The 19,663-nt window shown below is 40.3% G+C and carries 13 protein-coding genes and 2 pseudogenes; 7 read left to right on the plus strand and 8 right to left on the minus strand.

What is annotated here, in order from left to right; translation table 11 throughout:
• Positions 1-119 precede the first annotated feature (119 nt).
• Together V7K98_RS14225 and V7K98_RS14230 are read right to left on the minus strand one after the other, a co-directional pair.
• A complete protein-coding gene (locus V7K98_RS14225; protein WP_335022789.1) occupies positions 120-974 on the minus strand; it encodes an HIT family protein in 855 nt (284 codons plus the stop codon).
• Positions 975-1,217: 243 nt separating this feature from the next.
• Positions 1,218-1,979: a Uma2 family endonuclease gene (locus V7K98_RS14230; RefSeq protein ID WP_335022791.1), complete on the minus strand. Its 762-nt coding sequence runs from the start codon at positions 1,977-1,979 to the stop codon at positions 1,218-1,220.
• Between the two features lie 109 nt (positions 1,980-2,088).
• On the opposite strand from V7K98_RS14230, the gene V7K98_RS14235 reads away from it, so the two are divergent.
• Positions 2,089-2,793 (plus strand): HEAT repeat domain-containing protein, encoded by a 705-nt coding sequence (locus V7K98_RS14235; RefSeq protein WP_335022852.1) that lies wholly within the window; start codon positions 2,089-2,091, stop codon positions 2,791-2,793.
• Here the strand turns inward: V7K98_RS14235 and V7K98_RS14240 are convergent.
• From V7K98_RS14240 to V7K98_RS14260, 5 genes and pseudogenes are all read right to left on the minus strand, one after another.
• Positions 2,775-2,864 (minus strand): annotated as a pseudogene (locus tag V7K98_RS14240) (roadblock/LC7 domain-containing protein); the annotation flags it as partial. The gene V7K98_RS14235 and the pseudogene V7K98_RS14240 overlap by 19 nt on opposite strands.
• Position 2,865: 1 nt before the next feature.
• Positions 2,866-3,033, minus strand: a pseudogene (locus V7K98_RS14245) (hydrocarbon-binding protein); the annotation flags it as partial.
• Between the two features lie 14 nt (positions 3,034-3,047).
• Positions 3,048-4,343, minus strand: coding sequence for a hybrid sensor histidine kinase/response regulator (locus V7K98_RS14250; protein ID WP_335022793.1), 1,296 nt, complete (start codon positions 4,341-4,343; stop codon positions 3,048-3,050).
• A gap of 5 nt (positions 4,344-4,348) precedes the next feature.
• The gene (locus V7K98_RS14255; RefSeq protein ID WP_335022795.1) at positions 4,349-6,766 is read right to left on the minus strand and encodes a hybrid sensor histidine kinase/response regulator; all 2,418 of its coding nucleotides are present in this window, start codon (positions 6,764-6,766) and stop codon (positions 4,349-4,351) included.
• Positions 6,767-7,046: 280 nt separating this feature from the next.
• Positions 7,047-9,176, minus strand: coding sequence for a tetratricopeptide repeat protein (locus V7K98_RS14260; RefSeq protein ID WP_335022798.1), 2,130 nt, complete (start codon positions 9,174-9,176; stop codon positions 7,047-7,049).
• A gap of 124 nt (positions 9,177-9,300) precedes the next feature.
• On the opposite strand from V7K98_RS14260, the gene V7K98_RS14265 reads away from it, so the two are divergent.
• The 3 genes from V7K98_RS14265 to V7K98_RS14275 all read left to right on the plus strand — a co-directional run bounded on the left by V7K98_RS14265 (position 9,301) and on the right by V7K98_RS14275 (position 12,809).
• The gene (locus V7K98_RS14265; RefSeq protein WP_335022800.1) at positions 9,301-9,999 is read left to right on the plus strand and encodes a rhomboid family intramembrane serine protease; all 699 of its coding nucleotides are present in this window, start codon (positions 9,301-9,303) and stop codon (positions 9,997-9,999) included.
• A gap of 526 nt (positions 10,000-10,525) precedes the next feature.
• The gene (locus tag V7K98_RS14270) at positions 10,526-11,797 is read left to right on the plus strand and encodes a DUF4912 domain-containing protein (RefSeq protein ID WP_335022802.1); all 1,272 of its coding nucleotides are present in this window, start codon (positions 10,526-10,528) and stop codon (positions 11,795-11,797) included.
• 85 nt (positions 11,798-11,882) lie between these two features.
• Positions 11,883-12,809 carry a phosphodiester glycosidase family protein gene (locus V7K98_RS14275; RefSeq protein ID WP_335022804.1) on the plus strand — a complete coding sequence of 309 codons (927 nt, stop codon included), beginning with the start codon at positions 11,883-11,885 and terminating at the stop codon, positions 12,807-12,809.
• A gap of 327 nt (positions 12,810-13,136) precedes the next feature.
• Here V7K98_RS14275 and V7K98_RS14280 read toward each other — a convergent pair whose 3' ends face one another.
• Positions 13,137-13,439: a hypothetical protein gene (locus V7K98_RS14280; RefSeq protein ID WP_335022806.1), complete on the minus strand. Its 303-nt coding sequence runs from the start codon at positions 13,437-13,439 to the stop codon at positions 13,137-13,139.
• Between the two features lie 676 nt (positions 13,440-14,115).
• Here V7K98_RS14280 and V7K98_RS14285 point away from each other — a divergent pair.
• From V7K98_RS14285 to V7K98_RS14295, 3 genes are all read left to right on the plus strand, one after another.
• A complete protein-coding gene (locus V7K98_RS14285) occupies positions 14,116-14,292 on the plus strand; it encodes a hypothetical protein (RefSeq protein ID WP_335022808.1) in 177 nt (58 codons plus the stop codon).
• A gap of 82 nt (positions 14,293-14,374) precedes the next feature.
• Positions 14,375-18,634, plus strand: coding sequence for an ATP-binding protein (locus V7K98_RS14290; RefSeq protein WP_335022810.1), 4,260 nt, complete (start codon positions 14,375-14,377; stop codon positions 18,632-18,634).
• Between the two features lie 363 nt (positions 18,635-18,997).
• The gene (locus V7K98_RS14295; protein WP_335022812.1) at positions 18,998-19,618 is read left to right on the plus strand and encodes a hypothetical protein; all 621 of its coding nucleotides are present in this window, start codon (positions 18,998-19,000) and stop codon (positions 19,616-19,618) included.
• Positions 19,619-19,663 lie beyond the last annotated feature (45 nt).

Raw genomic sequence — 19,663 nt, forward strand, 5'->3', positions numbered from 1 at the left:
CCAATATGCTGGTTTTTACCCCAATCAGACGTTTTAGCGCCGGATTAAAATATCTTTCATAATCACTTTAAAGCGGTCAAGTTACAACAGATTTCCGAATCCTGAATTCTTAGAAAAAACTATTGCTTTTTAGGAATAACGTTTCTAATTCCACTTTTAGTACCAACAGTATCACCTTTGTAACGAGGGATGATATGAATACTGGCGTGCATAATATTTTGACCTGCGGCTCGATTGATATTCATTCCTATATTAAAGCCATCAGGTTCATATTCTGCTTTGATAATTTCTTGTACTTTGTTCACCATAAACCAGCAAGCAGATTGTTCTTTCAATGGTAGTTCAAAATAATTGCTAACATGACGTTTGGGAATAACTAAAACGTGTCCTTTGCTTATCGGATAGCCGTCAAAAATAGCATAAGCCGTTGCTGATTCAGTTACTAGTTTGAGAGTTTTATGAGGATTACAGAATATACAATAATTAGATGAATTTCGCTGATGATTATAGTGAAGATACTCATATACTTCCCGATTTTCATCTAAGCAAATTGAAGTAAAGGGAAGTTTTACAATACACTGATAGGTAGGCTTTTTATGGACATAATGTTCTCTAAATCCTTCTTTTTTAAGATCCCTTCTTACAGCGTAATAAGCTTTACCTCCCGGTTTTAATAAGTGTGATACTTCCATAAGAACATTAGCTTGTTCTTCAGTAAATAAAACATTTAAAACATAAAAGCAAATTATTGTATCAAATTTAGTATCAGGATATTCTGGAAAATAATAAGGGTCATAGCCTGTAATATCACAACCTTTTTGACGCAATATTTTAACATCATTACCAAAGCCACAGCCAAAGTCTAGTATTTTGCCTTGGAGAAGGTTTTGATTCAATAAAAACTGTGCAGGAAACGATAGATAACTTCTTTCGATCGCAGTCAGATGGCTAAACTGATTTTTTTGCTGTTTCATAAAATTTTGGTGCTGATTTCCCAAAATTATTATTCCCAGCATTTCTTGAGGTTATGCGATGTCTACTAAGCTGAAAATACTTTAATTTGCATCCTCAAAAAAATGAATCTCTTGTGGGGTGGGCATCTTGCCCGCCCTAGCTGTGCAAATTAAATGCACGACAGCTTATGACCACTTCTCTACGAGACGCTCTGCGAACGTGGAAGCAAGCTAGCAAGAGCGTCTCGTAAGTGCGGGCTAAGCCTACGCATCAGGGTCAATACCTAGCTCACGTAACCTAGCTGCTAATATATCAGCACGTTGGCGTTCCTGTTCAGCGCGTTGGTGTTCCTGTTCAGCACGTTGGCGTTCCTGTTGGGCTTGTTCGCTGCTCCACAACAGCATATTTCCTTCTGTATCCCACCAGCGCAGCCAATTCATGGTTTGACATAATCTTTCACCTTGCCAAATTCCGAGAAATAACTCTAATTCAGGAATCCAGTAACGTCCATTAGCGTCTGCTTGCTGCAAGATATATTGTCCATTTTGTAAGCAGCGTAATTCTATGCTTGGTTCGTAAGGATCGTAGGTTACGTAGGTTGGAACTTGGAGAATCTTTTCGTAATAATGGAGTTTACCGTAGGGTGGAGTTGAGCGGACTGATAGTTCTCCGCCTTCTGTGTCTGAGAGAAATTCCATCACCACAGCCACAGCAGCACCTTCTAAATTTGGGGTATAGCTGCGACGAACTACATTTGTTCCTACAGACTGCACTTGAGGGACATAAAACCAGTCTGGGGCTTTGACAACGATTTTTTTGTTGACTGTGGCTACAAGCCCAAAATTAGAGCCAATCAGCATTTGAGGTTGGATGCGTCCTGTGCTTCCCAAAGCATCGGTAAGCGCAGCAGCGATCGCAGGTTGTTGAATATTTTCCACTGGATCGTCGGGTAAAATGAAATCGGCAGGAAGTGCTTCCCAAGTAACAGTAGGTTCTTTTTGGATGGGGTTAACTTGTAAAACCATAAAACTACTCCTAATACTAATGCACAGTTATTAGTTACTTTTAACAAATCTTCAGGATGCACAGCTAGCTGTGCATCCCTACTAGAAATCTGGAAAGATTCTCTGACAGGTGTATATACTCCTAGTTAACCACTTAGCAGGCGTGAATATTATGCTGGCATGGTTGATTGGCTGGATAGCAAGCAATGCCTTTCTGCATCGGAAATTTTTAGAATATTTCTGTGCTTCGGAGATTGTCCGGCAGTTTGAGAAGGAACGTAGTATTTCAATTGAGGATCTCAAAACTGAAGTTTTTGGCAAACACTGGCAAGATGAAACTTGGCATGAGCTATTGCGGCTAATTGCGGGAATGATTGAGCCAAAATTTGTTAGTGAAATTCTGGATTACTTAATGGTGCAAGATGGCGAAGAGGAAAAATTTCTCAACTTGTTTTTAGCGGCTAAGTGTTTTGCAGAAGTGAGAAATCGCTCGGTAATTGCGCCAGTGGGTAATAAATTATTTAATAAGCTAAAAGACTTAACTAAATATGACCTCTGGTACTATTACAGATCCGCTAAATATGAAGAAACTAAGTTAGTTAAGGAAATTCGCACTCAAGCAGTTGCAACAATCGCCGCAATTTGGAAAGATAACCGTGATGTCTTACGCTGGCTCAAAGACCGCGCCACTGCTGATAATGATGAGGATGTGCGAGGTGCAGCCATCGAAGCATTAGCCAGCAATTTCAAAGATGACCCGTACACCCGCACGTTTCTCAAAGACCGCGCCACTGCTGATAATCTTGTTAGCTTCAACTTGTTAGCTTCAACATAGATGCGGTCAACACTGCCTCTAGATAACTCTATCCCAATACGTTCGCCTAAAGAAAGCATGGAAGCCGACATTCAACGGAGTATACTCAAATACATCGTGAGTGCCACCCCGAAGGACTGATTCGGTATGTGCCCCCCTCAAGCGCTTGTGGGTCAGTTGCTCTAAAGCTCCCCAAAGCGCACTCATTGTAAATGTACACTTACGCTCTGAATTTTGCGGTTTACCCGCAGAACATTTAGTTTACAAATTCTCATTTATCGAATGGGGAGTTCAATGATAAACTCTATGCCTTCACCTGGCTTGGAATCGTATATGAGCTTGCCGTGATGATTATTAACCACAATTTGGTAAGCAATAGATAGACCAAGGCCTGTTCCTTTACCAACAGGTTTTGTTGTGTAAAAAGCATCAAATATTTGTATTTTATCTGCTTGATTTATACCTAATCCATTGTCAGAAATTCTTAAAATAACTCGCTCTTCTATTGCCTCCGTTTTAATTTTAATCACCCCAGGATTCTGGTAAATTGCATCGATATCTTGATTTTTCTTTTTTTCTTCAATTGCATCGATTGCATTACAGATTAAATTCATAAAAACCTGATTTATTTCGCTGGGAAAACACTCAACAAGTGGCAAATCTCCATATTCTTTAACTAATTTGATGGCTGGGTGATGAGAATTTCGCTTAAACCGATGTCCGAGAATGAGTAATGTACTTTCTAAGCCTTCATGCAAGTTAGCTAGTTTTTTACCAGCTTCTCTGTGGCGCGAGAAGTTGTTTAAATATGACACAATTTCTGTAACGCGATCTGTACCAACTTGCATGGATTGAATAATTTTAGATAAATCATCTAACAAAAATTCGAGATCGCTTTTTTGAATTGCGCTTTTAATTTCATCTGGTGGTTCTGGTAGATATTTTTGATAGAGGTTCAGTAAACTAACTACCTCTTGTACATACTTTTCAACAAAACTTAAATTGCCAGCTATAAAATTAATGGGATTATTAACTTCATGAGCAATTCCGGCTGTCAATTGACCTAAAGTTGCTACTTTTTCTGCTTGGATCAGTTGAGTTTGAGTCTGTTGTAATTCGGCATTTTTAGCAATCAAGGTTTTCGTCAAATTTCTCAGTTTGAGGTGATTTTCAATCCGCACTAAGACTTCTTCATGCTGAAAAGGTTTGGTAATGTAGTCTACGGCTCCCAATTGCAAACCTTTGACTTTATCAGCAGTTTCAGAGAGGGCTGTCATAAAAATGACTGGAATATCTTGGACACGAGGATTGCTTTTTAGCTGTTTACAGGTTTCAAAACCATCTATGCCAGGCATCATCACATCCAGCAAGATTAAATCAGGTAAGTCATCATTTTCTAATCGCTGAAGGGCTTTTTCTCCACTGCGTGCTGCCCAAACTTCAAAGTTCGATTGATCCAGAAAGCTGGATAAAACTTGTAAATTGGCAGGGTTATCGTCAACGACTAAAACAATTCCTCTAGAAGGAGAATAATTGATAGAATTATTTGGGTTTTCAATAATTGTTTTCATACTATTTATACTGTATATTTAGTTAAGAAACTTAGGATTAAATCTTCATCAAATTGCCTTGCTAATTGCCGTAGTTCGTTAGCAAATGAGGCAAAGATTGTGTCTGTTTCCTCCAGTTGATCGGCCCACTTGAGAATGGCATTAAAGTTACCTTTAGTGGCTAAGGTGACTAGTTCTTGCAACACTTCTGGGGAAGGAGGGGTTAATTGAGTTGTTGCTGTAGTTGCTTCTTTGATTTTTTCTCCTTCAGGCTGAGATTGTTTGTAAATCCATACTAAATTTAAGTATTGTTCTAGTTGATGCAATAATTTATCTACCTGTATAGGTTTAGTTAAAAAGGCATTACCTCCAGCTTCCAGACTGCGATTTTGGTCGGCTTCAAAGACACTAGCGGAAGAGACGATAATCTTGATATCCTGAATTTCTGGAGTGTGACGCAGGTGTTTAATTAATTCAAACCCATCCATTTCTGGCATCAGCAAATCTGTGATGATTAAGTCTGGTTTGAGGGCGATCGCTTTTTCTAAACCTTCTTTACCGTTGATGGCTTCCACTACATTAAAACCGAGTGGTTGCAGCAAGTTTGTAATCACTGTGCGATTCTCCCAGCGATCGTCAACTATCAGGATGGTGTAGGGGCTACCCTCAAAGCCAATGATTTGTTTATTTGATGCAGCGATCGCAGATTGTACCCAGTCAGTCGCTTCGGGCATCTCTAATTCAAACCAAAAGCTACTCCCCTGACCGATGTGACTCTTAACCTGGATATCGCTACCCATCATCTGTACTAACTGCCGAGTAATAGCTAAACCCAGCCCTGTACCTTCAGCTTGGCGCTTTTTCTCACCTACTTGTTCAAATGGTAAGAAAATTTGGCTCAATTCTGCGAGAGTTATACCAATTCCCGTGTCTTCTACAGTAAATCGAAGACGATGTTTCATTATCTGCCCATCATTGGGAGGTTGATCGATGACTTCAATATTGAAATTAACCTGACCTGCATCTGTAAATTTGATGGCATTTCCCAGCAGATTTAATAGCACCTGACGTAATCTTTTCACATCAACATGAACCCCTGTAGGCAAATTAATCGGGGGTTTATAGATAAACGAAATGCCCTTTTGTTTTGCCCGAATATGGCATATTTCGACAATTCCTTGAAGAAAGGAGGGGAAATGCACATCATAAGGATGCAATTCTAGCTTTTTGGCTTCAATTTTGGAGAGATCCAAAATGTCATTAATTAAAGTCAGCAGATGAGAGCCGCATTGTTCAATAATATTGACGTGATATTGCTCTTGATTAGGTAAAGCTGAGGAACGCAGCAAAATTTGGGCACAACCGAGAATGCCATTTAAAGGTGTTCGTAGTTCGTGACTCATGTTAGCTAAAAATTCGCTTTTAGCATGGTTGGCTGTATCAGCCGCAGCTTTAGATTTTTTGAGTTCGCGTTGTTCAAATGCTTGTACTTGCCACAAGACGGTAATCATGGTGACAGTCAATCCACCGACGATTAAGGCGATCGCATCGAGGAATTGCAATCGAGATTCGATATTTTGGCGGGGAATCACCAAAGCTACAGACCAATTAGCAGCTTGCAACGGCAGATAAGCTACATACTTTTTAGTGCCGTCAATTTCCATTAACTCAATTCCCTGTTGTTTGTTTACCATCCTCTGCGCGATCGCATTTAAATTGCGATCGCTCATTTTCAGCAGGCTGGGTGCAGGTTTTTCTACGGTTGACATTAACACCGAATTAGGATGGACGATCGCTTGTCCTTGAGAATTGAGGGCAAAGGCGTAGCTGTTCGTGCCGTATTGCAGGGAATTTACAACCTCTGCAATGTGATCGACTCTCACATTACCCTGGAAGGCACCAATCGGTGAACTATCGCTAGTAGAATTTGACCTAATCGGGGTGGAGATCGCAATTAAAGTAATTCCTGTAGAACGGCTAACGAAGGGGTCAGAAATGTTGCTTTTTCCCGCAATTGCTTGTTGAAAGTAGTCTCGATCCTGAATATTTTTATTTGATCGACCAACTTTTGTATTGGAATATGAACCATCTGGGTTAGCTATTTGGAAAAGGAAAAATTCATTGATTCGTTTAACTTCTGCCTTTAAATAAGGTTCTGCTACAGACCAGTTTAAAGAGCGTACAGTTGAAGTATTCGCCAGGGTTTGTACCTCCACTTGGCGAAGGTCTAACCAATCCTCAATTTCAGCGCTCCCTCTCTGTACCTCTAAAAAAGCGCTATGTCTTAAATCTTTCAGTGTGATATTTCTAGCAGCTTGATAGCTGAAATAAGCAGAAATACTAACTATAAGAGTAGTGCCACCAAGAATAAATCGAATAACTAAATTTTGCGAGAGATGATTTTCTCTCTTAGATACTGATGGGTTGAATTTTTGTTGTATCAACGGTTAGCCCCTTAATCGCATAGTTCGGTAAGAAGAGATTCTAGGTTATCTTTAGATTGCCCAATAAATTACTTATACTCACAGCTTTTAGTAAAATAAATAATAAATTTATAGGAATGCCACGAATTACAAGTTGTTATTTCAAAATATTTTTGAAACCCAACTAAAATTAAAATTATTGCTTCTAATTAAGTTTTGTTAACAATTCGTAATTACGAATTACGTTAGCGAGTCTTATCTGCGATACGCTGTTTGCGTTCGAGCGTCATTACGAATTACACTAGGGCGTTGTCTGTGGTGGATTAGTAGGATTAGGAACTGGGATAACTGGCACGATTATCGGCTTTGGTTTCTCAGCTTGTAATTGACTCTGGGCTTGATTGCGGCCGTCTATAGCTTGTTGGTAATTAGGCTTGTATTTTATTGCTCGATCGTAAGACGCGATCGCATCTTGAAACCGTTTCAAATTTAGTAGAGCATTCCCTCTGCTATACCAGCTTTCGGCATGGTCTGGTTTATAACGAACTGCCTTATTATAAGATGCGATCGCATCTTCGTATTTTTGCAAAATGTATTGTGAATTCCCCAGATTGTACCAGAGTTCATAGTCTTTTGACTTAAGGGTTGCAGCTTTATTATAAGATTTTATTGCTTCTTCATAGCGCTGACTTTGATGCAACGACCAGCCCAAATTATACCATGCTTGATAGTTACTAGGGTTGTATTTAATTACTTGATTAAAAGACTCAATTGCTTCTGGATAACGCCGTAAATTGAGTAGGGTATTACCTCTAGAAAACCAGGCTTGATAATAACTTGATTTGTATTGTACAGCTTTATCATAAGCGTTGAATGCATCTTGGTAGCGTTGTGAATTGACTAGCATGTTGCCTAAATTATACCAAGATTGCTCGTAGTCTGGTTTTAACTCAACGACTTTTTGGTAGGCTGCGATCGCTTCTTCGTATCGTTTAGAATTCTGTAAGGCTAATCCTTTTTTGTACCAAGCTTCATAATTATCTGGTTTGAATTCAATCGCTTTTTCATAAGCTTTAATTGCTTGGTCATATTGGTTTAAGTTACTAAAAGCTTCACCCTTAGCATTCCAGACTTCTGAACTTTGATTATTGAATTGTAGGGCTTTTTCAAAAGATGCGATCGCCTCTTGATATCGCTGTAAACTTGCCAATACAAAACCCCGCCCACTCCAAGCTTCAAAATAATCTGGCTTAATTTGAATTGCTCTATCAAATGCAGCTAATGCTTCTTTAGATTTTTTTAATTTATATAGTGTTTTGCCTTGACCATTCCAGCCTTTTGCATAATCTGGTCTAATATTAACGGCTTTTTCATATACTTCTAATGCATCTTGATAACGTTGCAAATCAAAAAGTGTATTTCCTTGGTTGGATAATTCTATAGCGTTATTTGAATTAATGTGATTTAAAATAAATATTGATGCTACTCCACTGACCCCAACTAAAAATATTGTTAGTAAAACTTTACCTAAAATACCTTTTTTCGGTTGAGGTTTCGTTATATTTTTTGGTGGAGAAATAGGAGTTAACGCTATTGTCTCAATCGGTGGTAGTGTTAACTCTTTAAGTGCTTGTAATGTTACCGTTGCCGAAGAATAGCGCTGTCGAAAGTCATAGCACACCATTTTATCTAAAAATTCAGCAAATTCTGGTGTTACTGTGGCTTTATCGCGCCAGATAATTTCATTAGTTTCAGCATCTTTTACTATTTCTTCTGGTAGTAATCCAGTGAGAGCTTGAATAGCAATTATTCCCGTAGCATAGATATCACTGCTTAATTTTGGCGTACCATGAGCTTGTTCTCCAGGGATATATCCAGGTGTACCTATAGCAACAGTACCTTTAGCTGAACCTTCGGGAGTAATCACTTGGGTAGTAATTTGTTTAACCGCACCAAAATCAATTAAGATTAACTTGCCATCTGGGTGTCGTCTGAGGATATTTCGCGGATTAACATCACGGTGAATTACATTCTGCTGATGGACAAATTCTAGAATTGTCAAAATTTCTTGTAAAAGCGAAATTACTTGTTCTTGACTGAGGGTTTTACCTGGTATTAATTCTTGACTTAGATCGTGACCTTCGATTAATTCTTGTACGAGATAAAATTCGGCGTTCTCCTCAAAGTAAGCTAAAAGTTGCGGAATGCGATCGTGAATTCCTAATTTATACAGAACTTGTGCTTCTGTATCAAATAAACGCCTAGCTGTCTCCAACGTTACCGGATCATTTGCCTGGGGTTTGAGTTTCTTGACGACACATTGAGGTGAGCCAGGTAATTGAGTATCATAAGCAACAAATGTTTCACCAAAACCCCCTCCTCCCAAGTTACTAATAATTTGGTATCTTCCAACAAGTGTGTTTCCCAGCATCTCGTTTGCCTACTTAAGTGCGATGCGATCTGATTTCAATCTTGCCACACGTTAAGGGGAAGTGAGGGAGATGAGGGAGATGGGGGAGAAATGACTAATGACCAATGACGAATGAAAAATTTATATGATTCCTATTAGTGATAATATTCGTTGTTGGAATAAGCCGATTATTAATTATTGGCTAATTGGTATTAATATCGCCATATTTGTATGGGAACTTCAACTAGAACTTAGTAATACATTGGGCTATTTTGTCAATAATTGGGGTGTGATTCCAGCCCAGATTAGTGGGGCAATTACAAATGCTCTTTTTTTCAACTCTGCTGCTTGGATAATTGTCATTTGGCGGTCATGTTCACTAATTTTTGGCATATTTCTCCACGGCAGTTTTAGCCAAATATTGGGAAATATGCTATTTCTGTGGGTTTTTGGTAAGAGTGTAGAAAATATTTTGGGGCATAGACGCTATCTCGGATTTTATCTGGCGGCTGGTATTTTGACCGAGGTTGTGCAAATTCTGGCTGAACCGAGTTTGACAGTACCATTAATTGGGGGCAATGGCGCGATCGCAGCTATTTTAGGGGCATACATTATGAAGTTTCCTAAAGCTAAAATTGACACCATTTTGCCGCTCATAATTGTGTATATTCCTATCGAACTTCCAGCTTTTTTCTATATATTTTGGTGGTTTTTGCAACAGTTATTTTATGGTATAGGCAGTTTAAATATTCCGCCTATTGGCGTAAATCAATCGGCTGTTGTCTTCTGGGGGCAGGTTGTAGGATTATCGATTGGTGCAGTCTTTATGCGATTGAAAAAATGATTTATAAGGTAAATGCCGAAAACCCCTGAGAGATAGGTGCGTAAGCACCGTATCTCGTACTTCTCCCAAGGGGAGACGCAAGCGCGAACAGGCAGGGGATGAAGGCTGCTAGCACCGTTTACGTTACGTTCTATATTTAATGTCATGAAAATTTGATATTTTGGGTCTTGGTAGACATCAAGCAAGCTAGTAATGTCATGGTTTCATTACATTGCGATCCCAAAAAGGCTTATGAATTCGTGAAACTGGCAAAAAACCTACTTCTTACCCCTTGATCCCTAGATATGCTTAGTGGTTAATATTGACTTAAGAAACCGAACTTCTCCGATCCCAAAGAAATGCTAATTTTGGCAGAACTAGGAATTGGTTGGAAGTGACCTCAATTTAAAAACAGATTAAAAAACTTAAAACTGGGCAAAACCAGGAGTCAGGAATAAGAAATTCATCTGGATGTGGATGAGATTTTATATAGCATTCTTTAACCAGGGGAAATCATTTACCGCTTACACTACTGGAGGCCAAATTAATGGCAAAAGAACGCCCGCCACTAGAGGAGATGACCTTACGCCAACTACGAAGAGTTGCTAGCGAATATAGCATCTCTCGCTATAGCCGAATGCGTAAATCACAATTGCTGGCATCAATTCAAGAAGTCCAGCGCAGTAAAAATTTACTCAGTCCATCTCGTTCATTGGAGGCACAAGAAACCGTGGAAGCTGCTAAGTTTGAATTAGGTCAGGAAGATCGTACAGGTGGATCTCTAGCTGATGTTGATGAAGGACTCGCAGATTTACCTTCTGGCTATGGTGAAAGCCGGATTGTACTTTTACCGCGCGATCCTCAGTGGGCTTACACTTACTGGGATATTCCCAATGAACATAAACAGGAACTGCGCCGCCAAGGGGGACAACAACTAGCACTACGGATTTATGATGTCAGCGACATAAATATCGAATACCAAAGCCCCCACAGCATTCAAGAATATCCTGCTGATGAACTAGCTAGAGAATGGTATTTACCGGTTCCAGTTAGCGATCGCGATTATGTGATAGATATCGGCTATCGTGCTGCTGATGGCCGCTGGTTAGTACTAGCTCGTTCTGCGAAAGTACATATTCCCCCCGTTTATCCTTCTGACTGGATTGAAGATGTCTTCATCACTGTCAACTTTGAAGAAGATTTGCGTGGTAAGACTCAGTACGAACTAGTTCCCCCCGCCAAGAAGATTGCAGCTACAGCTACTGCTACTGCTACCGCCAATGGTAATGCTGTTGTCAATGGTAACGGCAATCCTATCTACGACCAAATCTTTGGTTTAGCCGAATCTGCCGAAGGACTACGGGTTGCTGGTTCTATCTTCGGTTCCCAGCATCAAGTAGCAAGTCCTGAACAAGCCCTTAGCTCTTACATTTTCCCCTCTGGTGTGGGTATGTGGGCAGTTCCCACTGCCTCTGGCTTAACCGCTTCTGGTGCAGGAATGTCAGGTGTTGGCTTCTCAGCTTCCGCCATCCCAGGACGTCCGCGCCAATTCTGGTTAATTGCCGATGCTGAGTTGATAGTTTACGGTGCAACCGAACCCGACGCTACCGTAACCATTGGTGGCCGTCCAATTCAGCTAAATCCAGATGGTACATTCCGCTTCCAGATGTCCTTCCAAGATGGTTTAATTGACTATCCGATTCTGGCTGTAGCTGCTGATGGTGAGCAAACCCGGTCAATTCAGATGAAATTTAATCGTGAGACACCATCTCGTAATACCAACACCAAAGAAGAAGCTGTTGTAGAATGGTTCTCTTAAGTTTTGGTTATCTGATTAATTCCAGACTGAAATTTTAAATTATTCCCCGCTATAGTAATTCTGTAGCGGTTTTTTTTACATTATTATGACAACCAAAAAATTATTTTTGTTATTTATCCTGATAATTAGTGCAAGCTTGTTATCAGGTTGTCAAGAGATTGAAGCAAATTCAGCCCCTAAAGCATCTAAAACTTGCCCTGGCAAAGATGCTAAATTCAGTATTGATTTTTTTAAAACCAATAATCAAGGTAAAAAAAATCCCAGAGGGATTAACAATGTGATTATTTTTAATCCCAAATCAGCAGAATTAGATTTCAAAGTTAATGTTGGTTTATCTCATAAACTCTACGCCAAAGATGCCAAGGGAAAACTGCGTAAAGAATATGTACCAAAACAGTTTCGTGAAATTATTGGTGATGAGAATGCCAAATTAAACGGACAGCTACCAATTGCCGCAATTAACGCCGACTATATAGGTACTGATAATAAACCACAAGGTTTAAATATTTCTCGTGGGGTAGAGTATTCAGGAATATTTAAAAATAAGCGTTCTTCTTTTGGGATATCAGGAGGTGCGCCCAATCAGCGACAGGCTACTATCCAAGCCGGGAGAAGAAACAGCGATATTCTCAATTACAATTTAGTGGGCGGTAATGGCAGATTCTATCGTCAGGGAAAGTTTAAAGATATTTGTCAAGATTTGGGAGAATTTGCTTGTAAAAATGCGACTAATCGCTCACTGGCAGCTATCACCGATCGCGGCTATGTAATACTATTAGTTAATGACTTGAAAGCTAATTCAGAGATAGAATTATCTCAGCTTAATCAAGAGTTACTGCCAGATATATTTGATAATGTCCTACAAGGTATTGCTAGCAATAACTGTTTAGGTAAGATTCAAGAAGGAATTTTATTTGATGGAGGTATGTCTCCAGGATTGTATTATAACCAGAAAACTTATGTAGAAAATCTTGGGCCGATTGGTTCAGTTTTTTTGATTTACAAAAAATAAAATATTTGAAAATTATTGCACTGTAAGGGAAGTTTTAGTAGGGTCAACTCATGTATTGCTTCTACTTCTATTATTTATTGAGATGATAACTTTATTTACGTAGTAATGTCGGAGATTTACTTTCATATACTTAAGTTTTAGAGTACTAGCCCTTTCAAGGTAACTCGTAAAATAAGATTCTTTTTCTCAGCGTTCTCTGTGTCTCTGCGGTTTAAAAGTAATTTATTTAACCGCAGAGGCGCAGAGAACACAGAGAGAAGAGGTTAAAAAAGAATTTATGGACTAAAATCTCCATCCACCTTGAAAGGGCTAGTTTTAGAGTACTGACTATTTGACTTTTTGCAAATTCTCAAGTTTATTTGGATTTACCCAACGATTGACAAATTCGTGGTTATGTTTGTATACCTTTATTTGCACTTGCTTAGAACTTAGCTGAACTACTTCGGCAGGAATTCTTTGAACATCAGTAGAATCCGCACGAGACTTATAAAGCCAAATAACTTTTTGCCCTACTTGAAAGTAGTCAGGATTGTTAGTTAAAGAAGGTGCTTTTTCTGCCCAAGAAGGGAAAGCAATTACTAAGTTGATTAAAAGTACTAAAACCACTAGAGTGATTTGGAAAAATTTCATAATCATTCCCTACCTCAAAATCAGGGATTCACCTATTATTTCCGCGAGTCTTGTAAAGTTCAAATCTCTACTGACTTCAGGATAAAGCGACTTATAGAATAAAATCAAATAGTCTTTTTTCTTAAAATGATAAATTTAATTTATGATAAAATTGTGATGTTCTGATTTGAGTTCATAATCTCTATCTCAGGAGCAAGTAGATGCAAAAGAACATTTTACCCTAGCGCTCTTTTACTACTTTGAAAAAATAAAATATTTGTAGGTTGGGTTGAACAACGTGAAACCCAACAGAAGCAGGGATTATTGGCGTTGGGTTTCGTTCCTCAACCCAACCTACCCATAGATTTATAGAAAATAGTGACAACAAAAGTTTCTGATTTTTATCTCGTGAGAGTCATAGAAGAGCGCTAGCTAATAATTAACCTTTGGTAAAATTGATAACTAATACCAATTCTGTATGAAGATGCACAGAATATTATTAAACGAACCGCCAAGTACGCCAAGAGCGCCAAGAATAGAGAGTTACTCATTTAGTGCAGCTTCACATTAAATTGGTATAAGACCTTATGCTTTAACAATACAGCGAATTAGTAACCTACTCAAGGAGTTAAACGAACGAGGTTAAATTCTTAAGAAAACAGACTTCGAAGAAGAGGAGTAGCATTGTGAGTTCTGAATGAAAATTGACCTTGGTAGCTTGGAATATCGGTATATAAAGTTGACAATAAAAGATAGCCAAAATAGCAACTTGCCCCTAAAATACAATCTCAATGGTTTGAAAAGTCACGGCAAAGTTGACATTAAGCTGTATAAAAACTTGAATATCTTCCAAAATGACTGTTTAGGAGCATAAACGTCTAATTTAGAGGATATTTTGATAAAAGACGACCACAGATGTAGCCTGTAACCGACGCATGACCAATCGAGAGGAATTAATGAAGAACGAGTCAACGTCAGCAAGGAACGCCGACGTAAATTTACTTCTCGGCGGAGGTGAAATGGGTGCTAGGATGCGAGAGGTGGACTGGTCAAAAACCTCCCTTGGCCCAACACAGCAGTGGCCACAGAGTTTAAAGACTGCTGTACGGATTATGCTGACTTGCCGCCAACCGATGTTTGTCTGGTGGGGCGAAGAACTGATAAACCTTTATAATGATCCTTACAAAGCTATTATTGGCGGCAAACATCCAGAAGCTCTGGGGCGGCCAGCTTATGATGTGTGGCGGGAAATATGGGATCAGGTTGGGCCTCGTGCCGAATCAGCGATGTTGAAGAACGAGGGTACTTACGATGAAGCGCTGCTGCTAATTATGGAGCGCAACGGCTACCCTGAAGAAACCTATTATACTTTTTCATATAGCCCCGTTCCTAATGACCAGGGCGACACAGGTGGGATAATCTGCGCCAACACAGAGGACACTCAGCGCATCATTGGTGAGCGTCAATTGGCACTTTTGCGCGAACTAGCTGCTAGGACGGCAGACGCGCGGACATTCGATCAAGCCTGTAGTCTGAGTGCGAATTGTCTGGAGAGCAACCCTTACGATTTGCCTTTTGCAATGATTTATTTGGTCGATCCAGATCGGCAGCAAGTTTTTCTAGCTGGAACATGCCGGATTGAAAAAAATCATGTAGCAGTTCCTGAAACGGTCGATCTTGATTCTGATTCAGTTTGGCCTTTTGCAGAAGTCATCAGAACGCATCAGGCAATACTGATTTCTGATTTGGAAGTTTCTTTTAGTAGCTTACCTTGCGGTGTTTGGCAGCGATCGCCCAATCAAGCGATCGCAGTGCCAATTGCACCATCTGGTAAGACGGGAAAATCTGGTATATTAATTGCTGGATTGAATCCATTCAGGCTATTCGACGATAATTATAAAAGATTCATCGATTTAGTTGCGGCTCAAATTGCAGCCAGCATCGCCAACGCCCAAGCTTACGAGGAAGAACGCAAACGCGCCGAAGCTTTGGCAGAAATCGATCGTGCTAAAACTGTCTTTTTTAGCAACGTCAGTCACGAGTTTCGTACCCCCCTAACTCTGATGTTGGGGCCATTAGAGGAAACCTTAGTCAATTGTGCCAACATACTGCCACCGAAAGAACGAGAGCAGTTAGAAATGGTGCAACGGAATGGACTCCGCCTGCTCAAACTAGTCAACAGCCTGCTAGATTTCTCGCGCATCGAAGCCGGACGAGTTCAAGCCTCTTATGAACCTACGGATTTGGGCAGTTTCACCGCAGAACTAGCTAGTGTATTTCGTTCAGCAGTAGAACGTGCAGGAATGCAATTATCAGTCAATTGTCCTTCCCTACCAGCACCTGTGTATGTAGATCGGGAAATGTGGGAAAAGATTGTTCTTAACTTGCTCTCGAATGCATTCAAGTTCACAATGGCTGGAAAAATCACAGTCAGCTTGCAGTGGACAAATGATTATGTTGAGTTCGCAGTCCAAGATACAGGAATCGGTATCCCAGCAGAAGAAATCCCCCACCTATTTGAACGATTTCACCGCGTCAAAGGGGCACAAGGACGCACTTTTGAAGGGTCAGGAATTGGATTGTCACTGGTGCAAGAATTGGTGCAAATGCATGGTGGAACAGTCAAAGTAACCAGTGTTCTAGGAGCAGGTAGTTGCTTTACTGTATCAATTCCAACAGGATATGCTCATTTGCCTCCAGATCGGATTAGTGCCCCTCGAACCTTAGCATCAACTGCATTAGGTGCAATACCCTATTTAGAAGAAGCCTTGCGTTGGCTGCCAGAAGAGGAGGAGGAGACAAGGGGAGGGGGAGACAAGGGGAGTGTTCCAAAGGAATTCTCCTTGTCTCCTTATCCCCTTGTCCCCCTGTCACCTTCCTCCCCCCGGATTCTTTTGGCTGATGATAACGCAGATATGCGCGATTATGTCAAACGGCTATTAAGTCAGCAGTATGAGGTGGAAGCAGTGGCGGACGGTTTAGCTGCTTTAGATTCTGCTCGTGGGCGTGTCCCAGATTTGGTACTGACGGACGTAATGATGCCTGGATTAGATGGTTTTGGACTACTGCAAGAATTACGGACTAATCCGCAAACAAAAAAAGTTCCGATCATTCTGCTGTCGGCGCGGGCGGGGGAAGAGGCACGGGTGGAAGGGTTAGAAGCAGGAGCCGATGATTACTTAATTAAACCGTTTTCTGCTCGGGAATTGTTGGCGCGGGTGGAGGCAGCCCTAAAAATGGCTAGTCTGCGCGAAGAGGGAATGCAACGAGAGCAAGGGTTACGAATTGAAGCTGAGGTCGCCAAAGCCCACTTAGAGACTGTCCTAGCTGGCATTCAAGACCAGTTTTTTGTGTTGGATCAAGAATGGCGTTATACCTTTGTTAACGATCGCGTCGCAGAAGTTGTGGGCATCCAAAAGGAAGATTTGCTAGGTAGGAACATTTGGGAAGTGTTTCCTGATATGGCCAAAAGCGAGTTTTATACCCAGGTTCATCTGGCGATCGCACAGCAAACCGTTGTTCAATTTGAATACTTTTATCCTGCTTGGCAACGCTGGTTTGAGAATCGCGTTTACCCCTTTGGTGAAGGAGTAAGCATTTTTGTTACAGAGATTAGCGATCGCAAACAGGCAGAAAAAGCCCTGCGTGAAAGCGAAGAACAGTTCCGCAACATGGCTGATAATGCCCCCTTTATGGTTTGGGTAACAGATAGCGATGGCTACTGCACCTATCTGAGCAAAAGCTGGTACGACTTTACCGATCAAAGCGAGGAAACGGGTCTGGGATTTGGTTGGTTGAACGTCGTACATCCAGAAGATTACAATGACGTTAGGAATATTTTTTTAGAAGCTAACAGCCACTGCTCTGCGTTCCGTATAGAGTACCGCTTACGACGTAAAGATGATGTGTATCGCTGGACAATCGATGCTGCAAATCCTTGGTTTGGGGTAGACGGTGAGTTTAAAGGTTATATTGGCTCAGTAATTGACATTACAGAACGCAAAGCAGCAGAAGCCGAACGCGATCGCCTCCTCGAACTTGAGCAAGCTGCTAGAACTGAAGCCGAAACAGCCAACCGAATTAAAGATGAGTTTTTGGCGGTGCTTTCCCATGAATTGCGATCGCCTCTCAATCCGATTCTTGGTTGGGCAAGACTCTTACAAACCCGTGAATTTCAGCCAGCAGAGATCAAGAAAGCGATCGCAACCATCGAGCGCAATGCTAAATTACAAGCTCAACTAATTGAAGATTTGCTTGATGTCTCTCGGATCTTACAAGGCAAGCTCAACCTGAAGATGTTTCCCGTCAACTTAGTACTGGTGATTGAGGCGGGATTGGAGACAGTGCGTTTGGCAGCAGAGGCTAAAAATATTCAAATTCAGACAATGCTGGATGCTTCTTTGGGGCAAGTTTTGGGTGATTCCGATCGTTTACAACAAGTAATCTGGAATCTGTTATCGAATGCCGTCAAATTCACTCCTGAAGAAGGAAAAATTAATATTCAACTGGAACGCATTGATTCTCAAGCTCAGATTACCGTCAGCGACACAGGTAGGGGAATCAGCCCTGAATTTCTCCCTCATGTATTTGAATATTTTCGTCAAGCTGATGGCACAACAACCCGGAGGTTTGGTGGTCTGGGGTTAGGTTTAGCAATTGTCCGGCATTTGGTAGAATTACATGGGGGCACGATTTGGGCAGAAAGTTTAGGGGAAGGACAAGGAGCTATTTTTACAGTTAGGCTACCGCTAATTAAAAAAGAATTAACCCCAAAACAACAGATAAACATCAATCCTTTAAATCCCTCTTCTCCAGATAAAATCCTTACAGGCATTCAAATCTTAGTTGTAGACGATGACGATGATACCCGTGAGTTCCACAGATTTGTCCTAGAAGAGGCTGGTGCAAGGGTAATTGCTGTGGCATCAGCAAAAGAAGCATTGAAAGTATTTGCAGAGTCAGAACTAGATATTTTGCTAAGTGATATTGGAATGCCAGAGACAGATGGCTATATGCTGATGCGCCAAGTTAGAGCATTGCAGCCAAAGCAAGCTAAACAGATTCCTGCGATCGCTTTAACTGCTTATGCTGGAGAAATCAACCAGCAACAAGCACTCGCATCAGGATTTCAAAAGCATCTGTCTAAACCCGTCGAACCAGATGAGTTAGTCAAGGCAATTGCAACTTTGATTGACAGGAATACAAAAAGAAGCTAAAAAAATATTTAAAACAAAAACTCTTGAGTATTAATTATTAAAATTGAAACCAGTAGAACTACAATCGCACTATAGGACTCATATTTGATTTCTAAATAAAATTAGGTATTGTAGGGTGTGTTAGAACGAAGTTCGTAACGCACCATTATCGGGGGTTTGGTGCGTTACTACGTATTTTTTCAAAAATCAAATAAGCTGTCGTGCATTTAATTTGCACAGCTATGGCGGGCAAGATGCCCACCCCACAAGAGATTTATTTTTTTGAGGATGCAAATTAAAGTATTTTCAGCTTAGTAATCCTATATTAAAATATCGCTAAACTGGAAACATAGCAACTATATAAATTTTCTTCAGGATGACAATATGGCTTTTAGTAGTTACAAAACTATCAGTGAAGTTCTCAAAGTATTTCAAACTACTTATACTGAATCGAATTTCATCGGTGAAGCTGAGTTCAATATTCCTGATTACTTCCGAGAAGACTTAGAAACGGTAATGCGGGAAGGAGTAGTGGATAACTCAGAGTTTGCCATTTGTGAAAACTTGATTTACCCAGTTTTGAAGGAAGTTTGGAAGAAATACAGTAGCAAGTTTACTTTATGGAGTCATCAGTCATTAAATTATGACGAAAAATTATCAGGATTTCCCCAATATATTTTGGCTAAACGTTCTCCTTTAGGCAAAGTTGTATTTGACAAGCCATACTTCATTTTAGTAGAAGCGAAGCAAGATAATTTTGAAGCTGGGTGGACACAATGTCTCGCAGAAATGATTGCTGCACAGAGATTAAATGATGAATTGACAATTACTATCTTTGGTGTTGTTTCTAATGGCGATCGCTGGCAATTTGGCAAGCTAAAGGATGAAGTATTTACTAGAAATATCACGTTTTATTCTATTCAAGAGCTAGATAAATTATTTTCTGCTGTCAATTACGTATTTCAACAGTGTGAATTGCAGTTAAACAATCTTGTGGCTGCTTAACTAATCACCGCAAGAGTCATCATTTTCCCCTCCCGATGCCAGTTA

Source organism: Nostoc sp. (genome assembly GCF_036917435.1).
Lineage (GTDB): Bacteria > Cyanobacteriota > Cyanobacteriia > Cyanobacteriales > Nostocaceae > Nostoc.